Raw genomic sequence first — 25,035 nt, 5'->3', positions numbered from 1 at the left:
GAATAGCTATGGTGCTGTTGGGTTGGGTATCCGTAAGGCAAAATAAGCACCGATGCCGTATAGTAAGGGCGGTTCACCAACGGCTTTCGATCGAAAAATGGCCAGATTTTCGGCTTCCGTTTGGAGCGGTTCAATCGCAATTTCTTTCGGAACGGAGTAAATATCGGGCACTTTGTAGGTCGATAAGGCATTTGATCGTAGTCGACCCGCTTTATCGAACACGACTTCTTCCATCGTCATCCAGCCGATGCCCTGCACAATACCACCTTCAATCTGTCCCCGATCAATGAGCGGATTCATACTCGTGCCAAAATCATGAACGACTTTTACGGAGTCTATTTCGTAGGTTCCCCGTAAGCAATCCACCGTCACTTCAACGATGGCCGTTCCGTAAACGTGGTACGCAAACGGATGGCCTTTTTCCAGCGTTTTGTCATAATGAATATCGGGCGTGGCATAATGAGCGTGTTCAGACAGACTTACCCGTTGTGCGTATGCAGCAATCAGAAGTCGAGGCCAATCCCAGTCCGTTTGCTGCCCGTTGACATAAACCCATTCGTCTTTCAGACTGATCGTGTTTATGTCAACTTTCAGCTCATCAGCAGCAACGGCCTTGAGTCGTTCCATAATGGCGAGGCACGCAATCTCTACCGCTTTGCCGTTCAGATCGGCGGTGGCGCTGGCGGCAGAGGGGGATGTATTGGCGATGCGGTAGGTGCTGGTCGATTGAATTTTGACCCGTTTGGGATCAATGGAAAACACATGAGCGGCCACCTGGAGCATTTTTGTATTTACGCCCTGGCCCATCTCCACGGCACCGGTACTAACGCCCACACTACCGTCGGTATAAACGTGCACCAATGCTCTTGCCTGGTTCATACGGGTGTTCGTGAACGAGATTCCGAAGCAAATTGGCATTAGTGCAATTCCCTTCTTATTCAGTAGGTTAACAGTGTTAAGCGAAGCTGCTTTAGTGCGAATATCGGCTATCGTATAGAGTTCATCTGCTTTATTCCAGCAGGCATGTGCTTCGCTCTGCGCTTTCTGTCCAAACGGAAATTCATCGCCCGTTTTTTGCAGGTTTTTCGCCTGAATAACGGCGGCATCGATGCCCAGTTCTTCGGCGGCTTTGGCAATCGCGGCTTCAATCACGAACATGCCCTGCGGCCCGCCGAAACCCCGGAAGGCCGTGTTGGGGGGTAAGTTCGTCCGGCAGCTGTAGGCCGTGGCGGTAACGTTTGGAACGAAATAGGTGTTCGTGCAGTGGAACAATGTCCGTTCCATTACGGCCGGAGACAGGTCGGCAGCGGCACCGGCATTTTGGTAAAAGGTAGCTTCGTAGGCGACCATCTTCAGGTCTTTATCGAGACCCAGTTTAAAGTCGGAGGAGTAGGGGTGGCGCTTGCCCGTCATGGCCATATCCTCCATCCGGTGGAGCGCGTATTTGACGGGTTTCCTGAGTACATGAGCGGCCAGCGCGCACAGGGCGGCCCACATATTGGCCTGGTCTTCTTTTCCACCAAAACCACCACCCAGTCGTGTCACATCGACGTCAATCTGATGCATGGGCAAGCCCGACGACTTGGACACTGCTCGCTGCACCGCCGTTGGGCCTTGTGTAGAGGAGTAAAGCTTTATGCCGTCATTCTCCTGAGGTACGGCGTAGGCCCCCTGCGTTTCAATGTACAAATGCTCCTGCCCATTGGTGTCGGCGGTGCCTTCAACGACATAAGCACACTGCGCCCAGGCGGTTGTTGTATCACCCAAGCGGAACGTTCGCGGTGGAACAATTAACTGGCCGTTTGCCTGCGCTTCCCGTGGGTCGGTGATGATGGGCAACGGTTCAATATCTATCGTAATTCGTTTGACAGCAGCTCGGGCGGCATCCTCGGTTTCGGCAACGACAAAGGCAACCGGCATCCCGCAATAATCAACATGATGCTCAGCCAGCAGGGGTTCATCAGGAATGATGCCGCCAATCTGGTTTTCGCCGGTTACGTCTTTGTACGTAAAGATGTGAACCACACCCGGCATGGCTTCGGCCTTTGACAGATTCAGATTTTTAATAAGTCCATGCGCTACCGGCGATCCGAATGCCGCTCCGAACAGCGTGCCCCGAATGACCGGAATATCGTCCAGATAAACCGACTCGCCCCGTACGTGTGTTCTGGAATCTATATTTTTCATTGTATGTCAAAGTCTACTAATAAGGTGGTGCCAGATTCTTAAATCTGGCACTGTGAGGTTTCTCAAAACCGAACAAGTTATTTAGGTTTTAAGAAACCTAATACGTCAGTTTTGAGAAACTGACGCCACTTACTGAAAAATCATCGCGATAGAAGCTGCTCTATTTTCAACGCTGGGAACAGCTTAATAAAATGTGCCTTAATCAGTTGGCTGAGCAGTAGTCGTTTATAGGCTTCGGTGCCGCGAGCGTCACTGATGGGCGCGATTTCGGTTTGGGCAATGGTTATGGCTTCCAGAATCAAGGCTTCGGTCAACAGCTTTCCGGTTAGAAACTCCGCTGTTTTTGTCAGTTGTTTGGGGATCGGCGCGATGCCTCCGGCGGATAGGGTGACGCGAGTAATTACATCGTTTTCGACCGAGATTCGAAGCGCCGAATTAACGCTGGCGATGTCGAGGTGTGTTCGTTTGCTGACTTTCTCGAAATTGAATCGGGTGCTTTTGTCGGGCAAGTCAAACCGGATTTGTTCCAGATGTTCTTCGGGACGTTTATCGAGTGTTTTGTAGCCTTTGTATAAATCCCGGAGCGCTACCTCCCGCAACAGACTGCCATCGCTAAACGTAAGCGTAGCATCTAATGCCAGGAAGAAAATGGTAAAATCGCCAATGGGGGAGGCATTGATGAAATTGCCGCCAATGGTCGCCATATTCCGAATAGGCGTAGACGATACAAGTTTCGTATAGTCTTTGAAATCCGGGAAATGGCGCTGCATGACTGGCGATTCAATGAGGTCGGTCACCGTTGTGGATGGGCCGATCAGGCATTGATCGCCTTTCTGTTTAATTCCTTTGAGTCCGGCAGTATCGAACAGAAACCGGATAGAAGCATCCTTGATTTCATCGTGTTTCTGAACATATACGTCTGTTCCGCCCCCAACGCGCTGAGCACCTGGGTTTTTATTCGCTAATTCGCCATTTAGATTCACCGATAACGTTTGTAAACGCTCCTGAATAGTGGCAAAGTAAGCGGGGAGAATGGACTGGTTCACTGCAAATTTTGCTGGGTCTTGATCGTTCCGTTCTTCCAGTAACTGAGCAACGCGACCAGCGGCTCGTTCGATGGATTTGTAGCCTGTACACCGGCATATATTGCCATCTACAGCAGCAATGGCATTTTGTGGGGTCGGCACTTTTTTGCTTAGGCAGAAGCCAGCCATCGATACAACAAAGCCCGGTGTACAAAATCCGCATTGCGTAGCCGATTCGTCGGCCATGGCCTGTTGTATTGGGTTCAGCTCAGCCATGTTGAGCCCTTCGATGGTCACGATATGTTTCCCATGTGCATTTCCCAACGGCATCAAGCAAGAAGTGGCCGAGCGGTAGCGTAAGTCACCAGTTGACAGATCGCCGACTAATAAAGTACAGGCTCCGCAATCGCCCTCGCGACAGCCTATTTTTGTGCCGGTCAGGTGCTGATTATACCGCACAAAATCAAGCACTGGCGTGCCAGGGGACAGTGCCGTACTGACTTCTTTAGTATTGAGGATGAAAGTTATCAAGAAAATAGCGAGTCTTATTTATTAAACACAGAGGCACAGAGAACACAGAGTTGTAATGATTTTTTTCTTTGTGTTCTCTGTGTTCAATAAATATTTTTAAATGTTATTGTTAGCGGTTTTAGTACTCTACACAACCTCAGCAGGTTCTTTTTCTAGTTTCTTGTTTCGTCCTTCAACTGGCAATAGCAGATTGAGTAGTAAAGCCGCTAATCCACCTGCCGAAACGCCCGATTCCAGGAACGTCTGCACAACAGTGGGAAGCGTTTTTAACCACTCCTCCTGCGATGGAACCCCAATGCCAACGCCTAAAGAAATCGCAGCAATCAGCGCATCTCGTTGCGATAACCCGCCCGATACCATCAGGCGAAGTCCCGAAACGGCCACTAAGCCAAAAAGCATGATAGCCAGCGCGCCGAGTACACAGGATGGCATAACAGTAATCCAGCGACCCACTGGTGGAAAGAGCCCCAGACACAGCAGAATAATCGCCATGATCCAGCCGATTCGGCGAGCCGCAACTCCTGTCATCTGAATCACACCGTTGTTCTGGGCGTAGGTAGCACTCGGAAAACCACCAATCAACGTCGAGCCAATACAGGTTAGCCCGTCGGCTAGGATACCCCCACGAATTCGAGCCCAATGGTCAGGGCCATCGGTCGGTAAGCCTGACAGTTGAGAGGTGGCTGTAATATCGCCCATCGCTTCCAGCACGCAAACGATGTATATAAACGCGAATGGAAACAGTAATTCCCATTTAATGGCCAAGCCATATGGAAACAGCTGCGGAAGGGTGAGCCAGGAACCATTGCTCGGAGCAGGAGATTGAAGCCAACCCATGAGTCCACAAATCGTATAACCCGTAACCACGCCAACGAGCACCGCAGCCATTCGAGCCCAGGCTTTGCCAATCGACTGAGCAATGATCATGACCACAATGACAATCAGGGCAACCAGACCACCGCTCCAGGCGGGGGCACCTTCGGCCGGCAATCGGGCAATACTTCGCATACCCGTCGGAATCAGTGAAAGTCCGATTAGCAACACCACAATTCCTGAGACTAAGGGCGTGAAGACTCGTTTTAGTTTGGGCAGAAAAGGGGCTAAAGCCAACTGTACCGGCGTTCCTGCCAGCGACATACCGACCATAAGCGGCAAGCCGCCCGTTACACCCGCCTGAATAAGCGGTGCCAAAAAAGCGAAGCTGGTACCCGTAATGCTCAGCAAGCCGGAGCCAATAAAACCGAGTCGCATGGTTTGCAAAAACGTACCCAGTGCCGACGCTACCAGCGCCATGCTGACGAGATAAGCGGTGTCCTGGGGGCTGAAATGCAGAATACCCGACAAAATCAGCGCTGGTGTGATGGTGCCGACCACCATAGCCCCAACCTGTTGTAAACTCACTAAAAGCGCCGGAACCAAAGGAACCTTGTCTTCCAGACCGTAAACGAGACGGGTAGATTGCGCGTTGACGGGTTCGCTCATAGTCTAGTTGAAATGTATAATGAAAAATGAATAATGAAAAATGGATAATGGTAAATTCTTGAGCTACTTAACCGCTTCCCAATTATTCATTGTTCATTATCCATTAAATGCTTAGTGATCGTTCAAGGGCAGGCCGCGCCGTTGGAACTCTTTCCAGTTCAGGTACTCGTCGCCCTTGCGTTGCTCCACCATCGTGATACAGCTATCGACCGGACATACTAATTTACATAAATTACAGCCAACACACTCATCTTCTTTAATGGAATAGGTGTTGTATGGATTGCCAAACGTCAGATTAATGGATTGATGGGAGGTGTCTTCGCAGGCGATATAGCACAACCCGCAATGGATACACTTGTCCTGATCGATGTTGGCAACGATGTGGTAATTGATGTCCAGATCTTCCCAATGGGTTATGGTTGGTACGGATTTGCCGATGAAATCGTCGAGGGTCTTGAAGCCTTTTTCGTCCATCCAGTTGTTCATGCCATCAATCATGTCTTCAACTATGCGGAATCCGTGTTTCATGACGGCAGTACAGACCTGCACATTCGACGCGCCCAACAGCATAAACTCAACCGCATCTTTCCAGGTACTGACTCCGCCAATGCCCGAAATGGGTACGTGTGCTGTCATGGGATCCTGTGCAATGGTCGTCAGCATTTTTAGGGCGATTGGCTTAACGGCAGGACCACAATAGCCACCGTACACGGATTTTCCTGCTACATATGGATTGGGCACAAACGTATCCAGATCAACACCCGTGATCGACTGAATGGTATTGATCAGCGACAGTGCGTTGGTGCCCCCTTCGACCGATGCCCGGCCCGTTGGCACCACCGAATGGACATTGGGCGTCAGTTTGGTAATGACTGGTAGTGTGGCTTTCTCCATCACCCATTCAACCACCATTTTAGCAATTTCGGGGTCCTGACCTACAGCCGCACCCATACCGCGTTCGGTCATGCCGTGCGGACAGCCGAAGTTGAGTTCGAGTCCATGTGCCCCCGTATCTTCGACCTGAGCGATCAACTCGTGCCACTTTTCGCGGGAGTTGTCTGCCATGAGTGATACGATCATCGCCCGATCGGGGAATAGACGGACGCACTCAGCGATTTCACGGAGGTTGATGTCGAGCGGGCGGTCGGAAATGAGTTCTATATTGTTGAAACCCATCATCTTCGTTCCGCCATAATCAATGGACGAATAGCGGGAGGAAACGTTTTTGACCTGACTGCCCAGTGTTTTCCAGACTACACCACCCCAGCCCGCTTCGAAAGCCCGGAGCACGTTATATTGTTTATCCGTCGGTGGGGCACTCGCCAGCCAGAACGGATTTGGCGATTTGATGCCGAGGAAGTTTGCGCTTAGATCCGCCATGAATTAGTAGGAATTGATAATGCATAATGTAAAATGAACAATGAAGTGTTAGTAGCCTACATTATTCATTTTACATTATGCATTAAACATTAAAAAATTTACTATCGCCCTTGCTCCATCCTTACCCGCCTGCACGGCATCGACTACTTCTTTGCCGCCGTTTACGCAGTCGCCACCAGCAAAGACGCCGGGAATGTTGGTGGCACAATTGCTGTCAATCGCTACTTTGCCGTTCCAGTGGTTGAGCTGGTTACTGCTGACGAGTTCCTCGTAGGGAACCTGACCGGCGGCTTTGATCACCATATCGACATCAAGCGTAATTGTCTCGCCTGTTTCTACCGGCGACCGACGGCCGCTTGTATCGGGAATGCCAAGTTCCATCACGTTGCAAATCAGTTGCGTAACCTGCCCGTTTTCGCCTATGATTTCTTTGGGAGATGCCAGCCAGATGATGGTACACCCATCCAGTTTCGCCAGATTTAGCTCGACTTCGGTACTGGGCATCTCAGCTTGCGTGCGTCGATAAACGATGGTTACTTCTTTAGCTCCCAGTCGTTTGGCTTGCGTAGCTGCATCGATGGCCGTCATGCCAAGACCGATAACGGCTACTTTGTCGCCAACGGGAATAGATGGATAACCTTTTTCTCGTATGTCGTAAATGAAGCGAATGGCATCTTCAACACCTGTGAGGTCTTCGCCGGGAATGTCCAACTGCCTCGCCACGCCAACCCCGATACCGATATAGACAGCATCGAAATTGGCCTGTAATTCAGCCAAGGTTACGTTTTTACCCAGTTCCTGCCCGTATTTAATATCGATGCCACCTAACGAGGTGATAAAATTTACCTCATCCTCACAGAATTCAGGTGTCACTTTGTAGGCCGCAATGCCGTAGGTCATCAGCCCACCACCTTTCGCTTCCTTCTCATAGATCGTCACGTCGACCCCTTCCCGACTCAGCACATGAGCGCAACTTAATCCTGCCGGACCAGCGCCCACAACCGCTACTTTTCGACCCGTTTCGGGTTTGCGCTGAAACAATGGCCATTTATGGGCAATAGCTTTCTCCGTAGAGTAGCGCTGTAGTTTGGCGATCGGAATGGGTGGTTCTTCCAGAAAGTTATAGACGCAGGAGCCTTCGCACAATTTCTCGACCGGGCACACTTTCGAGCAGCCGCCCCCCATGATGTTGGCGTCGAGAATCGTAAACGCTGAACCCTTTACATTATCAGTGGTAATCTGCTTGATAAACTTCGGAATATTGATGCTCGTCGGGCAGCTTTTTATGCACGGGGCATCATAGCAAAACAAACAGCGATTCGCTTCCACCAGTGCCGCTTCACGAGAATCGAAGGGCGGGTGAATGTCGCTGAAGTTTTGCTCGTATTGTTCCGATGTTAAGCGGTTGTTGAGAATAGGCATTTTAATGGATAATGTACAATGAATAATGTAAAATGAGAACCATCGAAAAATAATGAATCCTGCACTGGCATTATCCATTATTCATTTTACATTATCCATTAAGTTATAACTCTACCAACTTACCATACGTCTCCGGCCGTCGGTCGCGGAAGAACTGCCAGGTGCTGCGGACTTCGTCGATCATATTGAGGTCGAATTCAGAGATTAGCAGTTCATCTTTGTCTTCCGAAGCCAGAGCGAAAATCTGACCGCGTGGATCGACAAAATACGACGAGCCGTAGAACCGACCGAGATTCCAGGGTTTTTCTTCGCCAACGCGGTTAATGCACCCCATAAAATAGCCGTTAGCGGCCGCATGGGCGGGTTGCTCCAGTTTCCAGAGGTATTGCGACAATCCAGCGACTGTTGCCGACGGATTGTACACGATTTCGGCTCCGTTCAGTCCAAGGCACCGCGCGCCATCGGGGAAGTGACGGTCATAGCAAATATAAACGCCGACTTTGGCATACATCGTTTGAAAGACTGGATAACCCAGGTTGCCGGGCTTAAAGAAAAACTTCTCCCAAAACCCATTCGTATGGGGAATATGATTCTTGCGGTATTTGCCCAGATACGTACCATCGGCATCAATGACCGCTGCGGTGTTGTAAAGTACACCCGCCTGTTCTTTTTCGTAGACGGGCACGATCATTACCATTTTGTACTTCTTCGCGTACTCGGCCATCCGGTCGGTGGTTGGACCGGGAATGGACTCTGCCGATGCATACCAGGCGCTGTTCTGACCAGGGCAGAAATAGGGGGTACTAAATATCTCCTGCAAGCACAGAATCTGCACCCCTTTCTCACCGGCTTCTTCAATGAGCGGGATGTGCTTTTGAATCATTGCCTCTTTAATTTCCTCCATCGTGCCTTCCCCTTCGGTCATCGGCAGACTCATTTGTATCAATCCAGATTTGATAATTCGTGGCATGTTGGTTTATAGTTTATGGTATTCGGTTTACGGTATTCGGTTTACGGTTGGCTGACGCCAGCTATAATTGACGCGCCAGCCAACCGTAAACCGAATACCGTAAACCGTAAACCTTTTTTAAATCTTCCCGCTCACTTTATTTCGCTTGATAAACTGCCCGTACCCCTTATCAACCAGGCATTTATCGTCATCAATGGCAACCTGCCCACGTAACAGGACGGTCTTTACCTTTCCGGTCAACTCCCAGCCTTCGTAACCCGAATAATCGACGTTCATGTGATGGGTTTTGGCCGAAAGGGTATGGGTTTCGTTGGGGTCAAAAATGACAATGTCCGCATCGCTGCCTACAGCAATCGTTCCTTTTCGCGGGAACATACCGAAGATTTTAGCCGGGTTCGTACAGGCCACTTCGACATACTTATTCAGCGTGATCTTACCTTTGTGAACGCCCTCGCTGTACAGTAATTCCATCCGATTTTCGATGGCCGGATGCCCGTTGGGAATTTTTGAGAAATCATCTTTCCCCATCAGTTTCTGCTCCCACATGAACGGGCAATGATCCGTTGCGACCACCTGTACCAATCCCTGGTTGATACCGGCCCAGAGGGATTGCTGATCTTTTTTCTCCCGTAACGGCGGGCTCATCACCCACTTAGCACCTTCGAAATTTTGCTCATAAAGTGATGCATCAAGAACCAGGTACTGGATACACGTCTCAACAAAAACTTTCTGATTCCGCCGGGTCGCGTTCCGAACCGCATTCAGGGCTCCTTCGCAGGTCATATGGACGATGTAGCCGGGGCAACCTGTGTAATCGGCCATGTCGGAAAAACGACCACTGGCTTCGGATTCGGTTACTTCGGGTTGCGAGAGATAGTGGTAGAGCGGAGCTAATTTACCTTCAGACCGATGTTTGGCTGTGAGGTAATCAATGACATCGCCGTTGGTCGCGTGAACGGTGACCATGCCGCCCTGCTTTTTCACCTCCTGCATCAGGCCAATCATCTGACGATCGTCGATCATCAACGCACCTTTGTAGGCCATAAAGGTTTTGAAGGACGTGATCCCTTCTTCCTCAACCATTACTTTAATTTCAGCCTTCGTATCTTCATTAAAATCCGTCACGGCCATATGGAAGCTATAGTCGCCAACGGTGGTTCCCTGAGCACGGGAGTTCCAGTCAGCGAGCGCTTCTTTGAGTGAATGCCCCTGTTTTTGCAGCACGAAATCAATGACGGTCGTTGTGCCACCATACAAAGCCGCACGCGTTCCGGTTTCGTGCGTATCGCTCGAAAAGGTGCCCATGAATGGCATGGCTAGATGCACGTGTGGGTCGATGCCGCCGGGAAATACCAGCTTACCCGTGGCATCGATAGTCGTATCGGCCTGAACAGCTAAGTTCCTGCCGATGGCGCTAATCGTTTCACCTTCAATGAAGATATCGGCAACGTAATCATCGGCCGCTGTTATAATTCGACCGTTTTTTATCAAAAGCGACATAAATAATCTATCGTTTATGGCTGTCCATTTTTACGTTTAAGACGTTTTTTTTGCGCCGTAACTACAAATCAGGTTCAAAAGTCGAGTCAGGCCCATCGGGCCGGTATCATTGCAGAATAAAAGTCTCTCCGCGGATAGTAAAGCTCCGTAGGAGCGGTATCTTTTTTCAGGTTCTGACCATGTTGGGTTAATTTATCCATTCGAATAAATATTTTTCTTCATAGTCTATCTCAAACTTCTTCAAAAACTCTAGGTATTCTTCTTGAAAACTCCTTTTACGATGATGATCAGGCTGCGAAAGAATGTACTTTATAACATTATCTAAGTGAGATTTAGAATATGAAAAAGCGCCAAACCCTTCCTGCCAATGAAACTTACTCTTTACAAGTTTTCTGTCATTTATTAGCCCCGAGGAGTTTGCTTTTATATCTCTAACTAAGTCAGATAAAGCGATAGTAGGCTTTATACTAATAAGCAAATGCGTGTGATCTGGCATGCAATAAATGGCTAAAACTTTTTGGCTCTTGCCACTCACAATTCCGCAAATATATTTTTCCAATTCATCTCGGAAAGACTCTTTTATTAAGTTCTCTCTACCCTTAACCGCAAAAACTAGTTGAATATAGATTTGAGAATACGTGTTTGCCATTAAAGAAGATGTCACGCCTATGGCGTTTTATACTAATTTTATACGCTAGTTTTCTACAAAGATGTCAGCCCTCCGGGCTTTAAAGTCGGTCAGCTTACCTTCGCTAAGGGCTGCTGAAAACTGGAAACTGAATCCCTACTCATCAGCCCCAAATACACCGCCCCACTAACAAAAAAACCAACAAACCAGGCGTAGTTATACAACTGCGTAATCCAGCCGGGAACACTGTCCGTCGGAATAACCTGAATGGTGGTTAGAAAGCCGGGTATGTTTGGTAGAATCCCCACAAGAAGGGCGATGATGGCTGCGTTGTTGAACCCACCTTTAAAACGATAAATCCCCGTTTCACTGTACAGATCGGCCAACACCAGTTTCTGTTTACGAAGGAAGAAATAATCGGCAATCATGATACCGCCGACCGGCCCTAGTAAACTGGAATAACCGACCAGCCACGTAAAAATGAAGCCCGTTGGATCGGCGATGAGCTTCCAGGGAAAAATCAGGATACCAATGATGCCGGTAATGTAGCCACCTTTTCGGAAATCAATTTTGGAGGGAGCCAGATTGGCGAAATCGTTGGCCGGACTGACAATATTAGCAGCAATGTTGGTCGCCAGGGTTGAAATAGCCACCGCAATCATGGCAACACTGACCAGGAGTTTGCTGTCGAACTTGCCGGCCAGAACGAGCGGGTCCCAGATGGTGGTGCCGTAGATAATGGTCGTAGCTGAGGTAACGACTACGCCGATAAATGAGAAGAGCGTCATGGCGGGCGGAAGCCCAATAACCTGCCCGCGTATCTGTGCCCGCTGACTGGTGGCATAGCGTGTAAAGTCAGGAATGTTCAAGGATAAAGTTGCCCAGAAACCAACCATGCCTGTTAAGGCTGGGAAGAAAAACGCGAAGAACGCTGCCGAGTCAGCGAATTTAGCGGGTTGTTCCAGAATAGGGCCGAGGCCGTTCCCGGCGGAGATTGCCCACCAGAGTAACGCCAGTGCCGCTACGGGTAAAAAGAACGCCTTAAAAACCAGTAACTTCTTGATGCTTTCGACGCCAAGGTACACAACGTACATATTTAGCAGCCAGAACAGAAAGAAGCAGATTGCTGGCCCCGTTTGCAAGCCAAAGGAAGCCGGAAACACCTGGGGCAGTGTCTCCAATGATGGAATCCATAACCGAAGCATCTGGTAGATCGAAAAGCCGCCAATCCAGGTCTGAATGCCGAACCAGCCACAGGCTACAATGGCGCGTAACAAGGCCGGGATATTTGCGCCACGAGTGCCAAAACTGGATCGAACCAAAACCGGGAACGGAATACCGTATTTAGCACCGGCATGGCCATTCAAGACCATGGGAATCAGAACAATCGTATTGCCCAGAAAGATGGTGAAAATAGCCTGCCACCAGTTCATACCGCCCTGAATGAGTGAACTAGCCATCATATACGTAGGAATACACAGGCTCATACTGATCCATAAGGCTGCATAATTCCAGGTATTCCACGTTCGTTTCGACGCAGGAATGGGGGCTAAATCTTTGCTGTAGAGAGCCGATGACTCGTCTACAGTTGTTTCTTGGGCTAGTTGCATTTTTGTAGTTTAAGGTTTCTAGTTCGAAGTTTGTAGTCTGAAGTTCGTAGAATAGTACGGGATAACATAACTACAAACGTCAAACTTCGAACTACAAACTTGTTAACTCAATTTCAATGTATCAAATACCATTTTCTTGAACTTGGCTTCGTCGGCTTCGACGCTGATGTTCGTATTCGGTGGTTTTTTCCAGACGCCAAGTTCATCGATTGCCAAAGCGCCAACTGTCAATTCTCCCTTTGTTTCAACATCTACATACCGAAATACGGATTGTGTAATGAGGCTAGGGTCAATGACAGCGGCAACGGTGATGGCATCCGGGTGATTGGAGCCATTCATCTTCTGGTGCTCTTTACAGTACTTCCGACGAACCTTATTGATCTGCATGAAAAAATCGGAATATTTTGTACCCAGCTTTTCCACTTTGTCATAATCGTCATCGGTAAAGACCGAACTCTTGACGCTCACATCAAACCCGACTGTCCGGATGGGGATGCCCGATTGAAACACAAGTCGGGCGGCTTCTGGATCGACCCAGGCATTGTATGTCGCTAGTGGATTGACGTTGCCATAAAACTTATAGAAACCACCCATAAAATACACCTCTTTAATCTGTTTGGCAATGGTTGGCTTTTTTTGCAGTGCCAACGCAACATTGGTAAGCGGGCCAATGGCAACAATCGTTAGCTCATTTGGGTACTTTTCCACCAATCGAATGATCGCATCGACCGCATGTTCGGCCTCCGGCTTCTGAACTGGATCCGGGAAAAACGAATCGCTCATGCCATCCTTGCCATGCACATAGGTCGCATTGCCAAAAACCTCCCGAACCAGTGGACGATCAGAGCCTTTATAAACAGGGATTTGTCCTTTCTTGCCCGCTACCTGAAGCGTGTACAGCGCATTTTTCGTTTGCTGCTCAAAACCGACATTGCCGCAGGTAATGGTGATCGCTTCAACTTTCAATTTGGGAGACGATACTGCCAAAAGAATTGCGAGGGCATCGTCTGTAGCTGTATCACTATCGAGAATAATGCGTTTTGCGGGATCGGCAGCGATTGGCATGCCTCCGAACGACGTAAACGTTGCCGCAGGATAGATTGCCGTAGCCGTTCCCAAAGAAAGTACCCTGATAAACTTGCGTCTAGATGTGCGCATAATGTTGTTGAGTGGTTGTTGATTTCGAGGATCGATCCATGTTATCGATAGATCATCATATATACCGAAAAGAGCCGCGAAAACCGTGCCCAACACCACTTTCTATGCTACATATTCATCCGCAATTTTTATTGCCTCACTGATAATTGCCAATCCTTCGTCGATTTGCTCTTTGGTAACGCAGAGGGGAGGGGCCACGAAAATGTAACTCCAGCGAACAAAGGTGTACATGCCTAGCTCCTTGATCTTGGCAGCTACTTTGCTCATTACGGACATTTCTTCGGGCTTGGCATTGAACGGAGCCATCGGTTCTTTAGTCGTTCTGTTTTTGACCAGCTCAAAGCAGCCTAGTAGCCCCGTATTTCTAAAGTCGCCAATGCTCGGATGTTTTTCCATCAGTATGGCCGCTTGCTCATCCATATACTTGCCCATTTCGACCGCATTCTCGATCAGATTCTCATCTTCATAAATTTTCAGCGTTTCCAGCGCAGCCGCACAACCAACCGGGTGGGCCGCATAAGTCATACCCGTTGCCAGAACTGTATCGTCGTATCGAGACGCGATTTTATCCGTCACCATTAGGCAGCCGAATGGGATATAACCACTGGTGATGCCTTTCGCCATGGTGACCAGGTCCGGTACAATTCCATGATTTTCAAAGCCAAACCATTTGCCCGTTCGGCCGAAACCGCTCATGACCTCGTCCATGATGATCAGAATCCCGTGTTTATCGCAGATTTCCCGAACGGCCGCTAAGTAGCCGACCGGATACTGCAAACAGCCCGATGTGCCAGATTCTCCTTCCAGCATGATGGCCGCAATGTTACCTGGTCCTTCGTAGGCGATAACGCGCTCTAACTGAGCAACTGAATCCGTCAGCATGCTTGCCTCGTCGTGATTCCAGCGATACTTATACGGAATATCGATATGCACGAAATTAGGTGCCTGCTGCGAATCGTCGGGTAGTTTGCGGGGGTCACCGCCTACCGATAATGTACCGTATGTAGCACCGTGATAGGATTGGTAGCGGCTTATGATCTTGTGCCGTCCCGTGTACAATCGAGCCAGTTTAATCGCGGCTTCATTGGACGTGGCCCCACACAACGTAAAGAAGGCTTTGTTCAGATCGCCGGGGCATATTTCGGCTAATTTCTTGCCTAACTCCCCCCGAACTTTGGTCACGCAGTAGGGCGTCACATAACTCACTTCCTGCATTTGCCGAACAACAGCCTCCGTAATGCGCTGATTACCATGACCAATGTTCACATTCATCAGGCCCGACGAAAAGTCGATGTAGCGTTTGTCATCGTAATCATACAGGTAAACGCCTTTGGCATATTTCACGGCAATCGGCGAAATATTCTTTTGTTTGCTCCAGGCAAATACAGTGTAATCGAAGCTGTCCTGAAGGACTTCCTGCGTTTCGGAAAGCGTTGCTGTGTCGATCATTTTGGTTTTGTTAATGGTTTGAAGTTCGTAGTTGGAAGTTTGAAGTTGGCTGGCGCGTTAGCATTCTTGCGTCAGCCAACTTCGAACGTCAAACTCCAAACATCAAACTAATTAGTCTAACTCATCCAATTTATCCCCGCTTCGGGATTCCACTTTGTGGTGCTTTTCTTCAGTTTAGTCCAGAATTCAATGGAGCTTTTTCCGGTGATGTCGCCCACACCGAAAAGGCTTTCGTTCCAGCCGCCAAACGAGAACGGTTCGCGCGGAACGGGTACGCCCACGTTGACGCCCACCATACCGGCGCTGGCTTTATCGATCACGTACCGCGCCATGCCGCCATTCTGGGTAAATACCGAAGCCGCATTTCCATACGGATTGGCGTTTTCGATAGCCAGCGCTTCATCGACCGTATTGGTCCGCATGATGCTGATGACCGGACCGAAAATTTCCTCTTTGGCAATGGCCATATCGGGCGTTACATAGTCAATCACCGTTGCACCCACATAGGTGCCGTTTTCTTTCCCTTCGACAATCGGGTTCCGACCGTCAACCAGCACTTTGGCTCCCTGACTTTCGGCTTCCGTAATATAGCGCTCGATGCGCTCTTTGGATTCGCGATTGATGACTGAGCCGAGGTTCTTGCCCGGCACCATTTTTTGTGCCTCTTCGCAAAGTTTGGCAATAATATGATCCACCGGCCCAACGGCAACCATTGCCGAAGCCGCCATACACCGCTGACCAGCGCAACCGGCCATAGAAGCCGTGATGTTTTGGGCCGTCATGCCCGGAATGGCGTCTGGCAGCACAATGAGGTGGTTTTTTGCCCCACCCAGTGCCAGACAGCGTTTGTAATTACTGGTTGCCCGTTTATAAACGGCTTTGGCAATTTTGGTCGAACCCACAAACGAAACGGCTTCGATGCCCGGATGATCGCAGATGGCTTCGACCACCTCACGATCCCCTTGAACGATGTTGAAAACGCCTGCGGGCAAGCCAGCTTCCTGCAATAGTTCGGCTAATCGGCCAACGCTTAATGGTACTTTCTCGGATGGCTTAATAATCATGCAATTACCCAGGGCAATCGCATTTGGGATTGTCCAGTTAGGCACCATACTCGGAAAGTTGAACGGCACGATACTGGCGACAACACCCAGCGGCACATGTTCGGTCCGGCACTCAACCCCACGACTTACTTCCAGAATCTCGCCCGTCACGATCTGGGGTAATGAGCAGGCAAATTCGGCCAGTTCGGCACCTTTCTCGATTTCAGCGACGGCCTCATCGTAGGTTTTGCCGTTTTCTTCCTGAACTAATAAAGCCAACTCTCTTAAGTTCTTTTCTAACAGGGCTTTATACCGGAAAAAGACCTGAACTCTTTCCTTAATCGTTGTTCGGCTCCAGGCCGGGAAGGCAGCTTTGGCCGCTTGAACGGCAGCATCTAAATCAGCAGCAGTCGATAGCGGCACGGTCGATAGTAAAGTACCGTCGACAGGCGAGATGACCGCTAACGTTCGGTCGGTCGATGGGTCGACAAACTGCCTGTTTATGTAGTTCCGAATGGGAGTATACTTCATGGTTTTGTTGTGTGTCTGCATATTTTGCAGAAAAAGGAAGTGCAAACTAAAAATTATATAGATACCAGTCAACTATTTATATTATTTTTAACGCAACAAAATCACGGAAATGGAGAAGAACCACACAACGCTGGATGATTTAGACTTTGCCATCCTATCGTGTCTTCAGAAGGATGGGCGAATGTCGTTTACAGAAATTGCCGAACAGTTGAATGTATCTGTCGGCACCGCCCGCACCCGCCTGAATCGGTTACTGGAAGAAGGGATAATTAGTATTGTCGGCCGGGTGGACCCGGAAAAGGTCGGCTTTCGGGCTTATGCGCACATTGCCATATATATTCGGCCGGCTACGTTAAAGGAGCCTGTGGCGCAGGAAATTTCGAGGAAGCCTGAAGTTAGTTTCCTGGCCAGCACCTCCGGTGATTACGATCTGGAAGTGGACGTGATGTGTCAGAGTAACAATCACTTAGTAGAATTTGTGAATGAAATATCCACGATTGAGGGTGTTTATCAAACGAAAACAACGCTCTATTTTAAAGTATACAAATACGCCCAGCCTGATTTGAACCTGCTGAAATAAAAGGAATTTTTTAAACACAGAGGCACAGAGGAGGCACGGAGAACACAGAGAAAAAAACTTTAATTTTAAACTCTGTGTTCTTCGTGCTTCTCTCTGTGCCTCTGTGTTTAAAAACAATTTATTTGACAGCACTCCGCCGTTTCCGGCGCCAGCGCAGAAATAGCCAGACAACGCCAGCGCCAACGATTATAATGGGAAGGAAATAAAATAGGCCGACTAATACATCGCCCATCAATCGAAATCCGTCGGTTAAATTTCGCCAGATTTGGGCGTAAAAAGGTTCCTCTGGATTCAGGGCGACTTCGGTTTGCTGATAATAAGACAGATTGATCGTACTCAGCGCTACTTCATCCTTAAGCTGCCGAAGTTCAGCTTCCTGTACCTCGCGCTCTTCCCGAAGTTTCCCTAATTGCTCTTCAACCTTTAGCACATCGGCAACTGAACGAGCCTGTTTCAGAAGTTTCAGATAGGTTTCCTCAACCGCTTTTTTGCTACGAATCCGGGCTTCCACATCGACGTACCGGCGCGTCACATCCTCCGACGTGATGGTTTTGGTATCAGTGAAAATTGACTCCTTCAAGAGCAACGCCAGAAGTGCATCTAATCGACTGGCAGGCACCCGAATAACGAGTGCGTTTTCGATACTGTTACCGGTTTTGGTTTCGTTCGAGCTGGTAATCTGGCCACCGCTCTGACGGACAACCTGTTCAATAGCCTGCCCCGATTTTACGAAATCACTTACCCGGATGCGTATCTGCGCATTACGGATGATCTTCCGATTGATGCCGATTGATGGTTGTGCGGGAGAAGCGGTGGGCGATTCAGGCATCTGTTCCTGATCAGGAGAGGATTGGTCCTGCTCGGGAGAAGGGGCTTTTAAGGCCGCCATGCTACGGGGTGTTAGGTTAATCTCTGCCAAAGCTTGTTCTGATTCCTGCTTCGACTGGCAGCCCGTAACTGTCAGGAGCACGATGAGCGTCAAAAAATAATTCATAACCCTAAGATGCGCACCCAGGCTACTTTGCATACGTGTTGACTCGTTTTTTATTCGACCCAAAATACGGCTTATTTGCTCATTAATAAGGATTTCATTGGGTCGGGCCGAACGATGCGTTACCACATGTTGTTGTATAAATATAACTAATCACCAGTCTTACGTTTGCCGCATATAACTTATGTATTTGCATAAGTCAGTGCTTTTGCGTCTATATTTGGCCCGGGCCACGTAGGCCATTCGTGTCAAATGGCAGCGGAGACAGTATCAACCTGAACATCGATTATGTCGAAAAACTTAGTCATAGTGGAGTCGCCAGCGAAGGCGAAAACCATTGAAGGCTATCTTGGTAAGGACTTTACAGTGAAGTCAAGCTTTGGTCACGTACGCGATTTGCCCAAAGATGGGCTGGCTGTGGACGTCACGAATGGGTTCCAGCCATCTTACGAAATTTCGCCCGATAAAAAGAAATTAGTTAGTGAATTAAAGGCGCTCGCTAAAGCTGCGGATGAAGTTTGGCTGGCGACTGATGATGACCGCGAAGGGGAAGCTATTTCGTGGCACCTTAAGGAAGCCCTCGGCCTGCGCGACAATACCAAGCGGATCGTATTCCGGGAAATTACCAAGAACGCGATCCAGAATGCCATTAAATCGCCCCGCACCATTGATGTTGATTTAGTGAATGCCCAGCAGGCCCGACGCGTACTCGACCGGTTGGTTGGTTATGAACTGTCGCCGGTATTGTGGCGTAAGATCAAAGGTGGGAGTACAGGACTATCGGCAGGACGGGTGCAATCCGTGGCCCTGCGACTGGTTGTAGAGCGCGAACGCGAGATCGATAAGCACTCTGCCAAATCGTCTTTTAAGGTTACTGCCCAGTTTATCGTGGATGGCAGCAAAGTCCTGAATGCCGAACTGCCCAAAAACTTTGCAACCTCCGGTCAGGCACGGGCCTTTCTGGAAGCCTGTATCGGAGCAACATTTACAATCAAAAATTTAGAGGTTAAACCCGCCAAGAAATCACCTGCGCCACCGTTTACTACCTCGACCCTTCAACAGGAATCGTCGCGTAAACTGAGCTATTCGGTTGATCGGACTATGCGGATTGCCCAGAACCTGTACGAAGCGGGTAAGATTTCGTACATGCGGACAGATTCAACGAACCTCTCAACCGAAGCCATCGATAAGGCTGTGGCAGAGATCGGTTCGGAGTTTGGTGAGAAATATATACAAACGCGCCAGTTCAAGACGAAGAATGAATCGGCGCAGGAAGCGCACGAAGCCATCCGTCCGACAAATTTCAATGACCGGAATGCTGGTGCTGACCGTGATCAGAAACGGTTATACGAGCTGATCTGGAAACGGGCGATAGCCTCGCAAATGGCTGATGCTCAACTCGAACGCACAACTGTAACCATCGGGATTAAATTCGCCAACGGAACAACAACGACATTCCAGACGCATATTGACGATAGTCCTTTTGTCGATACGCCACCAGCCGCTTCGGGCCAGAGCTTTCCAAATGAGCTGGTTGCTCAGGGAGAGGTAATTAAATTCGATGGGTTCCTGCGTGTTTACCTCGAATCGAAAGACGATGAGGATGATGAAGATGCAAAAGGAATGCTGCCGCCACTGACCATTGGGCAAGGCCTGAATCTCGGGCAGATGAAAGCTACCGAGAAGTTTACGCGTCCACAGCCTCGCTATGCAGAGGCCTCGCTGGTGAAAAAACTGGAAGAAATGGGCATCGGTCGCCCGTCCACGTATGCGCCGACCATTTCGACCATCGTGAACCGCGGCTATGTCGTTAAGCAGGACAAACCCGGTCAGGAACGGAAATATACAGAGTACACCCTTCAACAGAACAAAATCAGCGAAACCAGCGGGAAGGAAACTTTCGGCTCCGAAAAAGCCAAGCTGTTCCCAACCAATACAGGCATTGTGGTCAATGACTTCCTGGTTGAATATTTTCCGGACATTGTCGATTATCAGTTCACGGCAACGGTTGAGAAGGAGTTTGACGAGATTGCCGATGGCAAAATGAACTGGAAGACCATGCTGGAAGGCTTCTACGGTGATTTCCATAAAAACATCGAAGACATCCAGGGCTCGTCGATCGTTTCGTTCAAGACAGGTGCCAAAGACCTGGGCCTCGATCCGCGAACCGGTAAAAAAGTGTCGGCACGACTGGGGAAATACGGAGCCTATGCGCAAATCGGTGAATCGACCGACGATGAGAAACCACAATATGCGAACCTGCGCGATGGTCAACTGATTGAAACCATCACCTTGCAGGATGCGCTGGACTTGTTCACGTTACCTCGTGAGGTTGGTTTCTTTGAAGACAAACCCATGACCATCGGTATCGGCAAATTTGGCCCGTATGTAAAGCATGATGACAAATACGTATCACTCACAAAAGAAGACGATCCGTATTCGATTGACGCCGACCGTGCCGTTCAGCTTATCCAGCAGAAGCGTGCCGAAGCCGTTAGTGAGGCCATAGGAGAATACGAAGGTAAGCCTGTTACGACTGGTAAAGGGCGTTTTGGCCCGTATGTGAAGTACGAAGACAAATACATCTCCATTCCGCGGAATGAATCGCTGGCGGGTATGACACTGGATCGGGCTATAGAACTGATTCTGGCCAAGCGACAAGCCGAAGCGAATAAATACATCAAAGAATTCCCGGAGAATCCGGCGGTCAAAGTTGTCAATGGTCAATACGGGCCGTATCTGGCGGTTGGCAAGCGAAACGTCAAAATTCCGAAAGACGTTGACCCCGCATCCTTAACGCTCGAAGATTGCCTGAAACTGGCGGGCGACGAACCGGCACCTGCGAAAAAGGCAGCTCCGGCCAAAGCCAAGGCGACAGTAACAACTGCCAAGAAGCCAGCGGCCAAAGCACCCGCCAAGAAAGCTGCTGCGAAGAAGTAATAATTGAAGATAATTTGTCATTCCGACCTTAGGAGGAATCTCAACTTTTATATTAGTCAAGTTTGAGATTCCTCCTAAGGTCGGAATGACAAGCCTTCCGGTAATGAGTAACTAACTCACTACCGGAAGGCTTTTTGTTTTTAATACTTCGTCCTTCGTTCACGCTTGGCTTTGCCGAGTGTGGCCTATGCAAAGGGCGTCCCGCCCGTTGTGTCCATGTCTAACCAATTAAAATGAGTACGCTGGTTGTATTCCTAACTTTAGCTGAGGGAAATTACGGGCGGGACGGCCTTTACATAGGCCACACTCGCCATAAGCGAGCATGAACGGGCAACACTGTATTTTGTGTTTTTAATACCCTTTGGAAAATCATCACTATTTTGCCAACTGAACCAACCGCTACCGAACTGGCCGCATGAAACATCTGCTTATTTGTTTGCTATTTTCCTCCCCACTATTTGCTCAAACCCCCGACAATCAATATAATCTGATTCCATTCCCTGCTCGTTTTTCCGGGCAAAACGGTCAATTTACAGTCTCTCCGAGTACACGTGTTGTGATTGCCCCGGCTACGGATGCCAGCGTTAAGGCGGTGGCTCAACTGTTTGCCAGTCAGGTAAAAACGGCGAACGGTTTGGCGCTATCTGTTGCGCCAACCAGTCCTGCACTAGCGAAAGCCCCCCACATTTTTTTTACGCTCAATAAAAAGCTGGTTCTGGGCGATGAAGGCTATAAACTGACCGTTACGCCGACGAAGGTGCTTGCCGAAGCGGCCACGACCAAAGGCCTGTTTTATGCGGCTCAAACCATGCGGCAATTATTGCCAGCGGGCAAATCGGCCACGGCGGCCATGCCTGCCTGTGCCATAACCGATAAACCCCGCTACGGTTATCGGGGATTAATGCTCGATGCCGGTCGCTATTTCATGCCGGTGCCGTTCGTCAAGAAATTCATCGATCTGATGGCGATGCACAAGCAAAATACATTTCACTGGCACCTGACTGAAGATCAGGGGTGGCGGATCGAAATCAAAAAGTACCCGAAACTAACGCAGGTTGGCAGCAAACGGGCCGAATCGATCGTTGGTCAGTATAGCGAGAATTATCCCCAGAAATTCGATGGAAAACCATCGGGTGGATTTTATACGCAGGAAGAAATTAAGGATGTAGTGCGCTACGCCCAAAGCCGGTTTGTAACGATCGTTCCTGAAATCGAAATGCCTGGCCATGCGCAGGCAGCCCTGGCATCGTATCCGGAATTAGGTTGTGATCCTGCCAAAGGCTATCAGGTAGCCACTAAATGGGGCGTTTCGGAAGAAGTGTACTGCCCGTCGGAGAAGACGTTTACCTTTTTGCAGGATGTACTGACCGAAGTAATTGCCTTATTTCCTGGGAAATACATTCATATTGGTGGCGATGAATGCCCGAAAACGGCCTGGAAAAACAGCGCGTTCTGCCAGGATCTGATGAAAAAAAACAACCTCAAAGATGAGCATGAACTGCAAAGCTATTTCATCCGGCGTATCGAGAAATTCCTGAACAGCAAAGGCCGTTCAATCATTGGTTGGGACGAAATTCTGGAAGGCGGACTCGCCCCTAACGCAACCGTCATGAGCTGGCGTGGTACGGCGGGTGGCATTGCGGCAGCTAAGCAAAAGCATAACGTGGTGATGTCGCCAAACGGCACCTGTTACCTCGATTATTACCAGGGAAATCCGGCCACCGAACCGCTGGCGATTGGTGGTTACCTGCCACTGGATCAGGTCTATGCCTACGAACCCATGCCCGCCGAATTGACCGCCGAAGAACAGAAATACATTGTGGGGGTTCAGGGGAATGTCTGGACAGAATACCTGCCCACACCGGAAGCGGTTGAATATTCCACCTTCCCGAGAGCGATTGCCCTGGCCGAAATTGGCTGGATGCAGCAGGGACCGCATAACTTCGAGGATTTTGCCCAGCGACTAAAAAATCACTTGCCTAAGCTCGATGTTATTCCTGTCAATTATGCGAAACGACTATTCGATATTTCGGCGACTACGCAGGCTAATGAGCAGGGCCAGATTCAGGTGCGTCTGAGTAAACTGGACTCCGACAGTCGTATCTTCTACACGACCAACGGCAAAGAACCAAACGAGAAAAGTACCGAATACATCGGACCCATCACGCTCACGAAAACGACAACGATTCGGGCCGTAACTCAGACTGGAGGGACGCCCACAGGTGGACGGCTTACCCAAACCTTTACGCTTCATAAGGGTAAGAACAAACCCTATACCTATACGATCGCTTCAGATCTGAATAGTGATCCCAAAACAACCAAACTGACCGACGGTATTCGGGGAGAAACCCCACGGGATCGGCGTCAATGGGTTAGTTTCTCCGGTGATATGGATGTGATGGTCGATCTGGGCGACGTGACGAGTGTGACGAAGGTCTCGCTGAATTTTTTGAAGATTATTATGAGCAGTAGCTTCCCGCCAGCGTCGGTTGACATAGCTATTTCGAAAGATGGGAAAGACTTTAAGGAAGCTATTTCTCAGCCCGTTACCTATGATCTGAATGGCCCCTGGGATATTTTGCCCGTTGTCGCCGACTTCAAGACGGCGCGGGCACGTTATGTACGTGTCCGGGCGAAAAACGCGGGTATTTGCCCCGCAGGCCATCCCAACGCAGGCGGAAAAACCTGGTTCGCCACGGATGAAATTGTTGTGGAATAAGTGTAAATTAGGGGAGGAAGGAGGAAGGGGAAGAGAGGGAGGAAAGGGAGAATGGAGAACGAAAAATTATGTAGATAAGGTATTTTTCTTCCTCCCTCTCTACCCTTCCTCCCTTTTCTCCCTAACTATTAATTGTATGAAAAAAATCGTTGTTCTATCTGGCGCAGGTATTAGTGCGGAGAGTGGGATTCCAACCTTTCGGGCATCGGACGGGCTTTGGGAAAATCACCGGATCGAGGATGTAGCCACGCCCGAAGCCTGGCAGCGGAACCCGGCTTTGGTACAGGATTTTTACAATCAGCGCCGTAAACAGGCGCTTAGTGTAATGCCTAATGCGGGACATCTGGCGTTGGTGAAATTAGAGGGGAAGTATGACGTGACGGTTATCACCCAGAATGTAGATAATCTGCATGAGAAAGCGGGTTCATCGAAGGTGGTTCACCTGCATGGGGAGTTGTTTAAATCGCGCTCATCGTTCGATGAATCATTGGTTTATGATGTTGATGGGTGGGAGATTAAACAGGGCGACCTCTGTAAGAAAGGCTCCCAGCTTCGGCCACACATTGTCTGGTTTGGTGAAGCCGTACCCATGATGGACGTAGCCGTAGACATCACCCAGGAGGCCGATATTTTCATTGTTGTGGGCACCTCGCTAAATGTGTATCCAGCGGCTGGCCTGGTCTACGCCGTTCGGAATGGCGTGCCAATCTATGTCGTAGACCCAAACATGCCCACCATGCAGAAACGCCCGAACGTCACCTTCATTGCCGAACCAGCCACCATCGGGCTGACAGAGTTGGCGGAAACGCTATTGGCAAAGGCAGATACAGAGTAGTTGATTAACTAGTTGATTCTGTGAATTTTATTGATTCTACAAGCTCCGCAGGAT

At 49.3% G+C, this 25,035-nt stretch carries 17 protein-coding genes; 4 read left to right on the top strand and 13 right to left on the bottom strand.

Annotated features, from left to right (window positions below; translation table 11 throughout):
• Positions 1-6 precede the first annotated feature (6 nt).
• The 12 genes from ACYVGO_RS26325 to ACYVGO_RS26270 all read right to left on the bottom strand — a co-directional run bounded on the left by ACYVGO_RS26325 (position 7) and on the right by ACYVGO_RS26270 (position 16,916).
• A complete protein-coding gene (locus ACYVGO_RS26325) occupies positions 7-2,187 on the bottom strand; it encodes a xanthine dehydrogenase molybdopterin binding subunit (protein WP_460971829.1) in 2,181 nt (726 codons plus the stop codon).
• Between the two features lie 140 nt (positions 2,188-2,327).
• The gene (locus tag ACYVGO_RS26320; RefSeq protein WP_460971828.1) at positions 2,328-3,743 is read right to left on the bottom strand and encodes an FAD binding domain-containing protein; all 1,416 of its coding nucleotides are present in this window, start codon (positions 3,741-3,743) and stop codon (positions 2,328-2,330) included.
• 126 nt (positions 3,744-3,869) lie between these two features.
• Positions 3,870-5,225, bottom strand: a complete 1,356-nt coding sequence (locus ACYVGO_RS26315; protein ID WP_460971827.1) for a uracil-xanthine permease family protein — start codon at positions 5,223-5,225, stop codon at positions 3,870-3,872.
• A gap of 111 nt (positions 5,226-5,336) precedes the next feature.
• The gene (gene preA, locus ACYVGO_RS26310) at positions 5,337-6,605 is read right to left on the bottom strand and encodes an NAD-dependent dihydropyrimidine dehydrogenase subunit PreA (RefSeq protein ID WP_460971826.1); all 1,269 of its coding nucleotides are present in this window, start codon (positions 6,603-6,605) and stop codon (positions 5,337-5,339) included.
• Positions 6,606-6,680: 75 nt separating this feature from the next.
• The gene (locus ACYVGO_RS26305; RefSeq protein ID WP_460971825.1) at positions 6,681-8,027 is read right to left on the bottom strand and encodes an NAD(P)-dependent oxidoreductase; all 1,347 of its coding nucleotides are present in this window, start codon (positions 8,025-8,027) and stop codon (positions 6,681-6,683) included.
• Positions 8,028-8,130: 103 nt separating this feature from the next.
• Positions 8,131-8,997, bottom strand: coding sequence for a nitrilase-related carbon-nitrogen hydrolase (locus ACYVGO_RS26300; protein ID WP_460971824.1), 867 nt, complete (start codon positions 8,995-8,997; stop codon positions 8,131-8,133).
• A gap of 117 nt (positions 8,998-9,114) precedes the next feature.
• Positions 9,115-10,497 (bottom strand): dihydropyrimidinase, encoded by a 1,383-nt coding sequence (hydA, locus tag ACYVGO_RS26295; RefSeq protein ID WP_460971823.1) that lies wholly within the window; start codon positions 10,495-10,497, stop codon positions 9,115-9,117.
• 187 nt (positions 10,498-10,684) lie between these two features.
• Entirely contained in the window at positions 10,685-11,146 is a 462-nt protein-coding gene (tnpA, locus tag ACYVGO_RS26290) for an IS200/IS605 family transposase (protein ID WP_460972112.1), read from the bottom strand.
• 89 nt (positions 11,147-11,235) lie between these two features.
• Positions 11,236-12,735, bottom strand: a complete 1,500-nt coding sequence (locus ACYVGO_RS26285) for an NCS1 family nucleobase:cation symporter-1 (RefSeq protein WP_460971822.1) — start codon at positions 12,733-12,735, stop codon at positions 11,236-11,238.
• Positions 12,736-12,837: 102 nt separating this feature from the next.
• Positions 12,838-13,893, bottom strand: coding sequence for a nucleoside hydrolase (locus ACYVGO_RS26280; protein WP_460971821.1), 1,056 nt, complete (start codon positions 13,891-13,893; stop codon positions 12,838-12,840).
• A 102-nt stretch (positions 13,894-13,995) separates the two neighbouring features.
• The gene (locus tag ACYVGO_RS26275) at positions 13,996-15,342 is read right to left on the bottom strand and encodes an aminotransferase class III-fold pyridoxal phosphate-dependent enzyme (RefSeq protein WP_460971820.1); all 1,347 of its coding nucleotides are present in this window, start codon (positions 15,340-15,342) and stop codon (positions 13,996-13,998) included.
• A gap of 116 nt (positions 15,343-15,458) precedes the next feature.
• Entirely contained in the window at positions 15,459-16,916 is a 1,458-nt protein-coding gene (locus ACYVGO_RS26270; protein ID WP_460971819.1) for a CoA-acylating methylmalonate-semialdehyde dehydrogenase, read from the bottom strand.
• 109 nt (positions 16,917-17,025) lie between these two features.
• On the opposite strand from ACYVGO_RS26270, the gene ACYVGO_RS26265 reads away from it, so the two are divergent.
• Complete coding sequence (locus ACYVGO_RS26265) at positions 17,026-17,496, top strand: Lrp/AsnC family transcriptional regulator (protein WP_142773029.1); 471 nt, start codon at positions 17,026-17,028, stop codon at positions 17,494-17,496.
• Positions 17,497-17,614: 118 nt separating this feature from the next.
• Here ACYVGO_RS26265 and ACYVGO_RS26260 read toward each other — a convergent pair whose 3' ends face one another.
• A complete protein-coding gene (locus tag ACYVGO_RS26260) occupies positions 17,615-18,490 on the bottom strand; it encodes a DUF4349 domain-containing protein (RefSeq protein WP_460971818.1) in 876 nt (291 codons plus the stop codon).
• Between the two features lie 285 nt (positions 18,491-18,775).
• On the opposite strand from ACYVGO_RS26260, the gene topA reads away from it, so the two are divergent.
• The 3 genes from topA to ACYVGO_RS26245 all read left to right on the top strand — a co-directional run bounded on the left by topA (position 18,776) and on the right by ACYVGO_RS26245 (position 24,981).
• Positions 18,776-21,427: a type I DNA topoisomerase gene (gene topA / locus ACYVGO_RS26255; protein WP_460971817.1), complete on the top strand. Its 2,652-nt coding sequence runs from the start codon at positions 18,776-18,778 to the stop codon at positions 21,425-21,427.
• A 415-nt stretch (positions 21,428-21,842) separates the two neighbouring features.
• Entirely contained in the window at positions 21,843-24,146 is a 2,304-nt protein-coding gene (locus tag ACYVGO_RS26250) for a glycoside hydrolase family 20 protein (protein ID WP_460971816.1), read from the top strand.
• A gap of 136 nt (positions 24,147-24,282) precedes the next feature.
• Positions 24,283-24,981, top strand: coding sequence for an SIR2 family NAD-dependent protein deacylase (locus ACYVGO_RS26245; protein WP_460971815.1), 699 nt, complete (start codon positions 24,283-24,285; stop codon positions 24,979-24,981).
• Positions 24,982-25,035 lie beyond the last annotated feature (54 nt).

The sequence above is a fragment of the Spirosoma migulaei genome (assembly GCF_054776855.1).
Note: the sequence above shows the minus strand (reverse complement) of the source record. Positions and strands in the feature narration are given on the sequence as shown.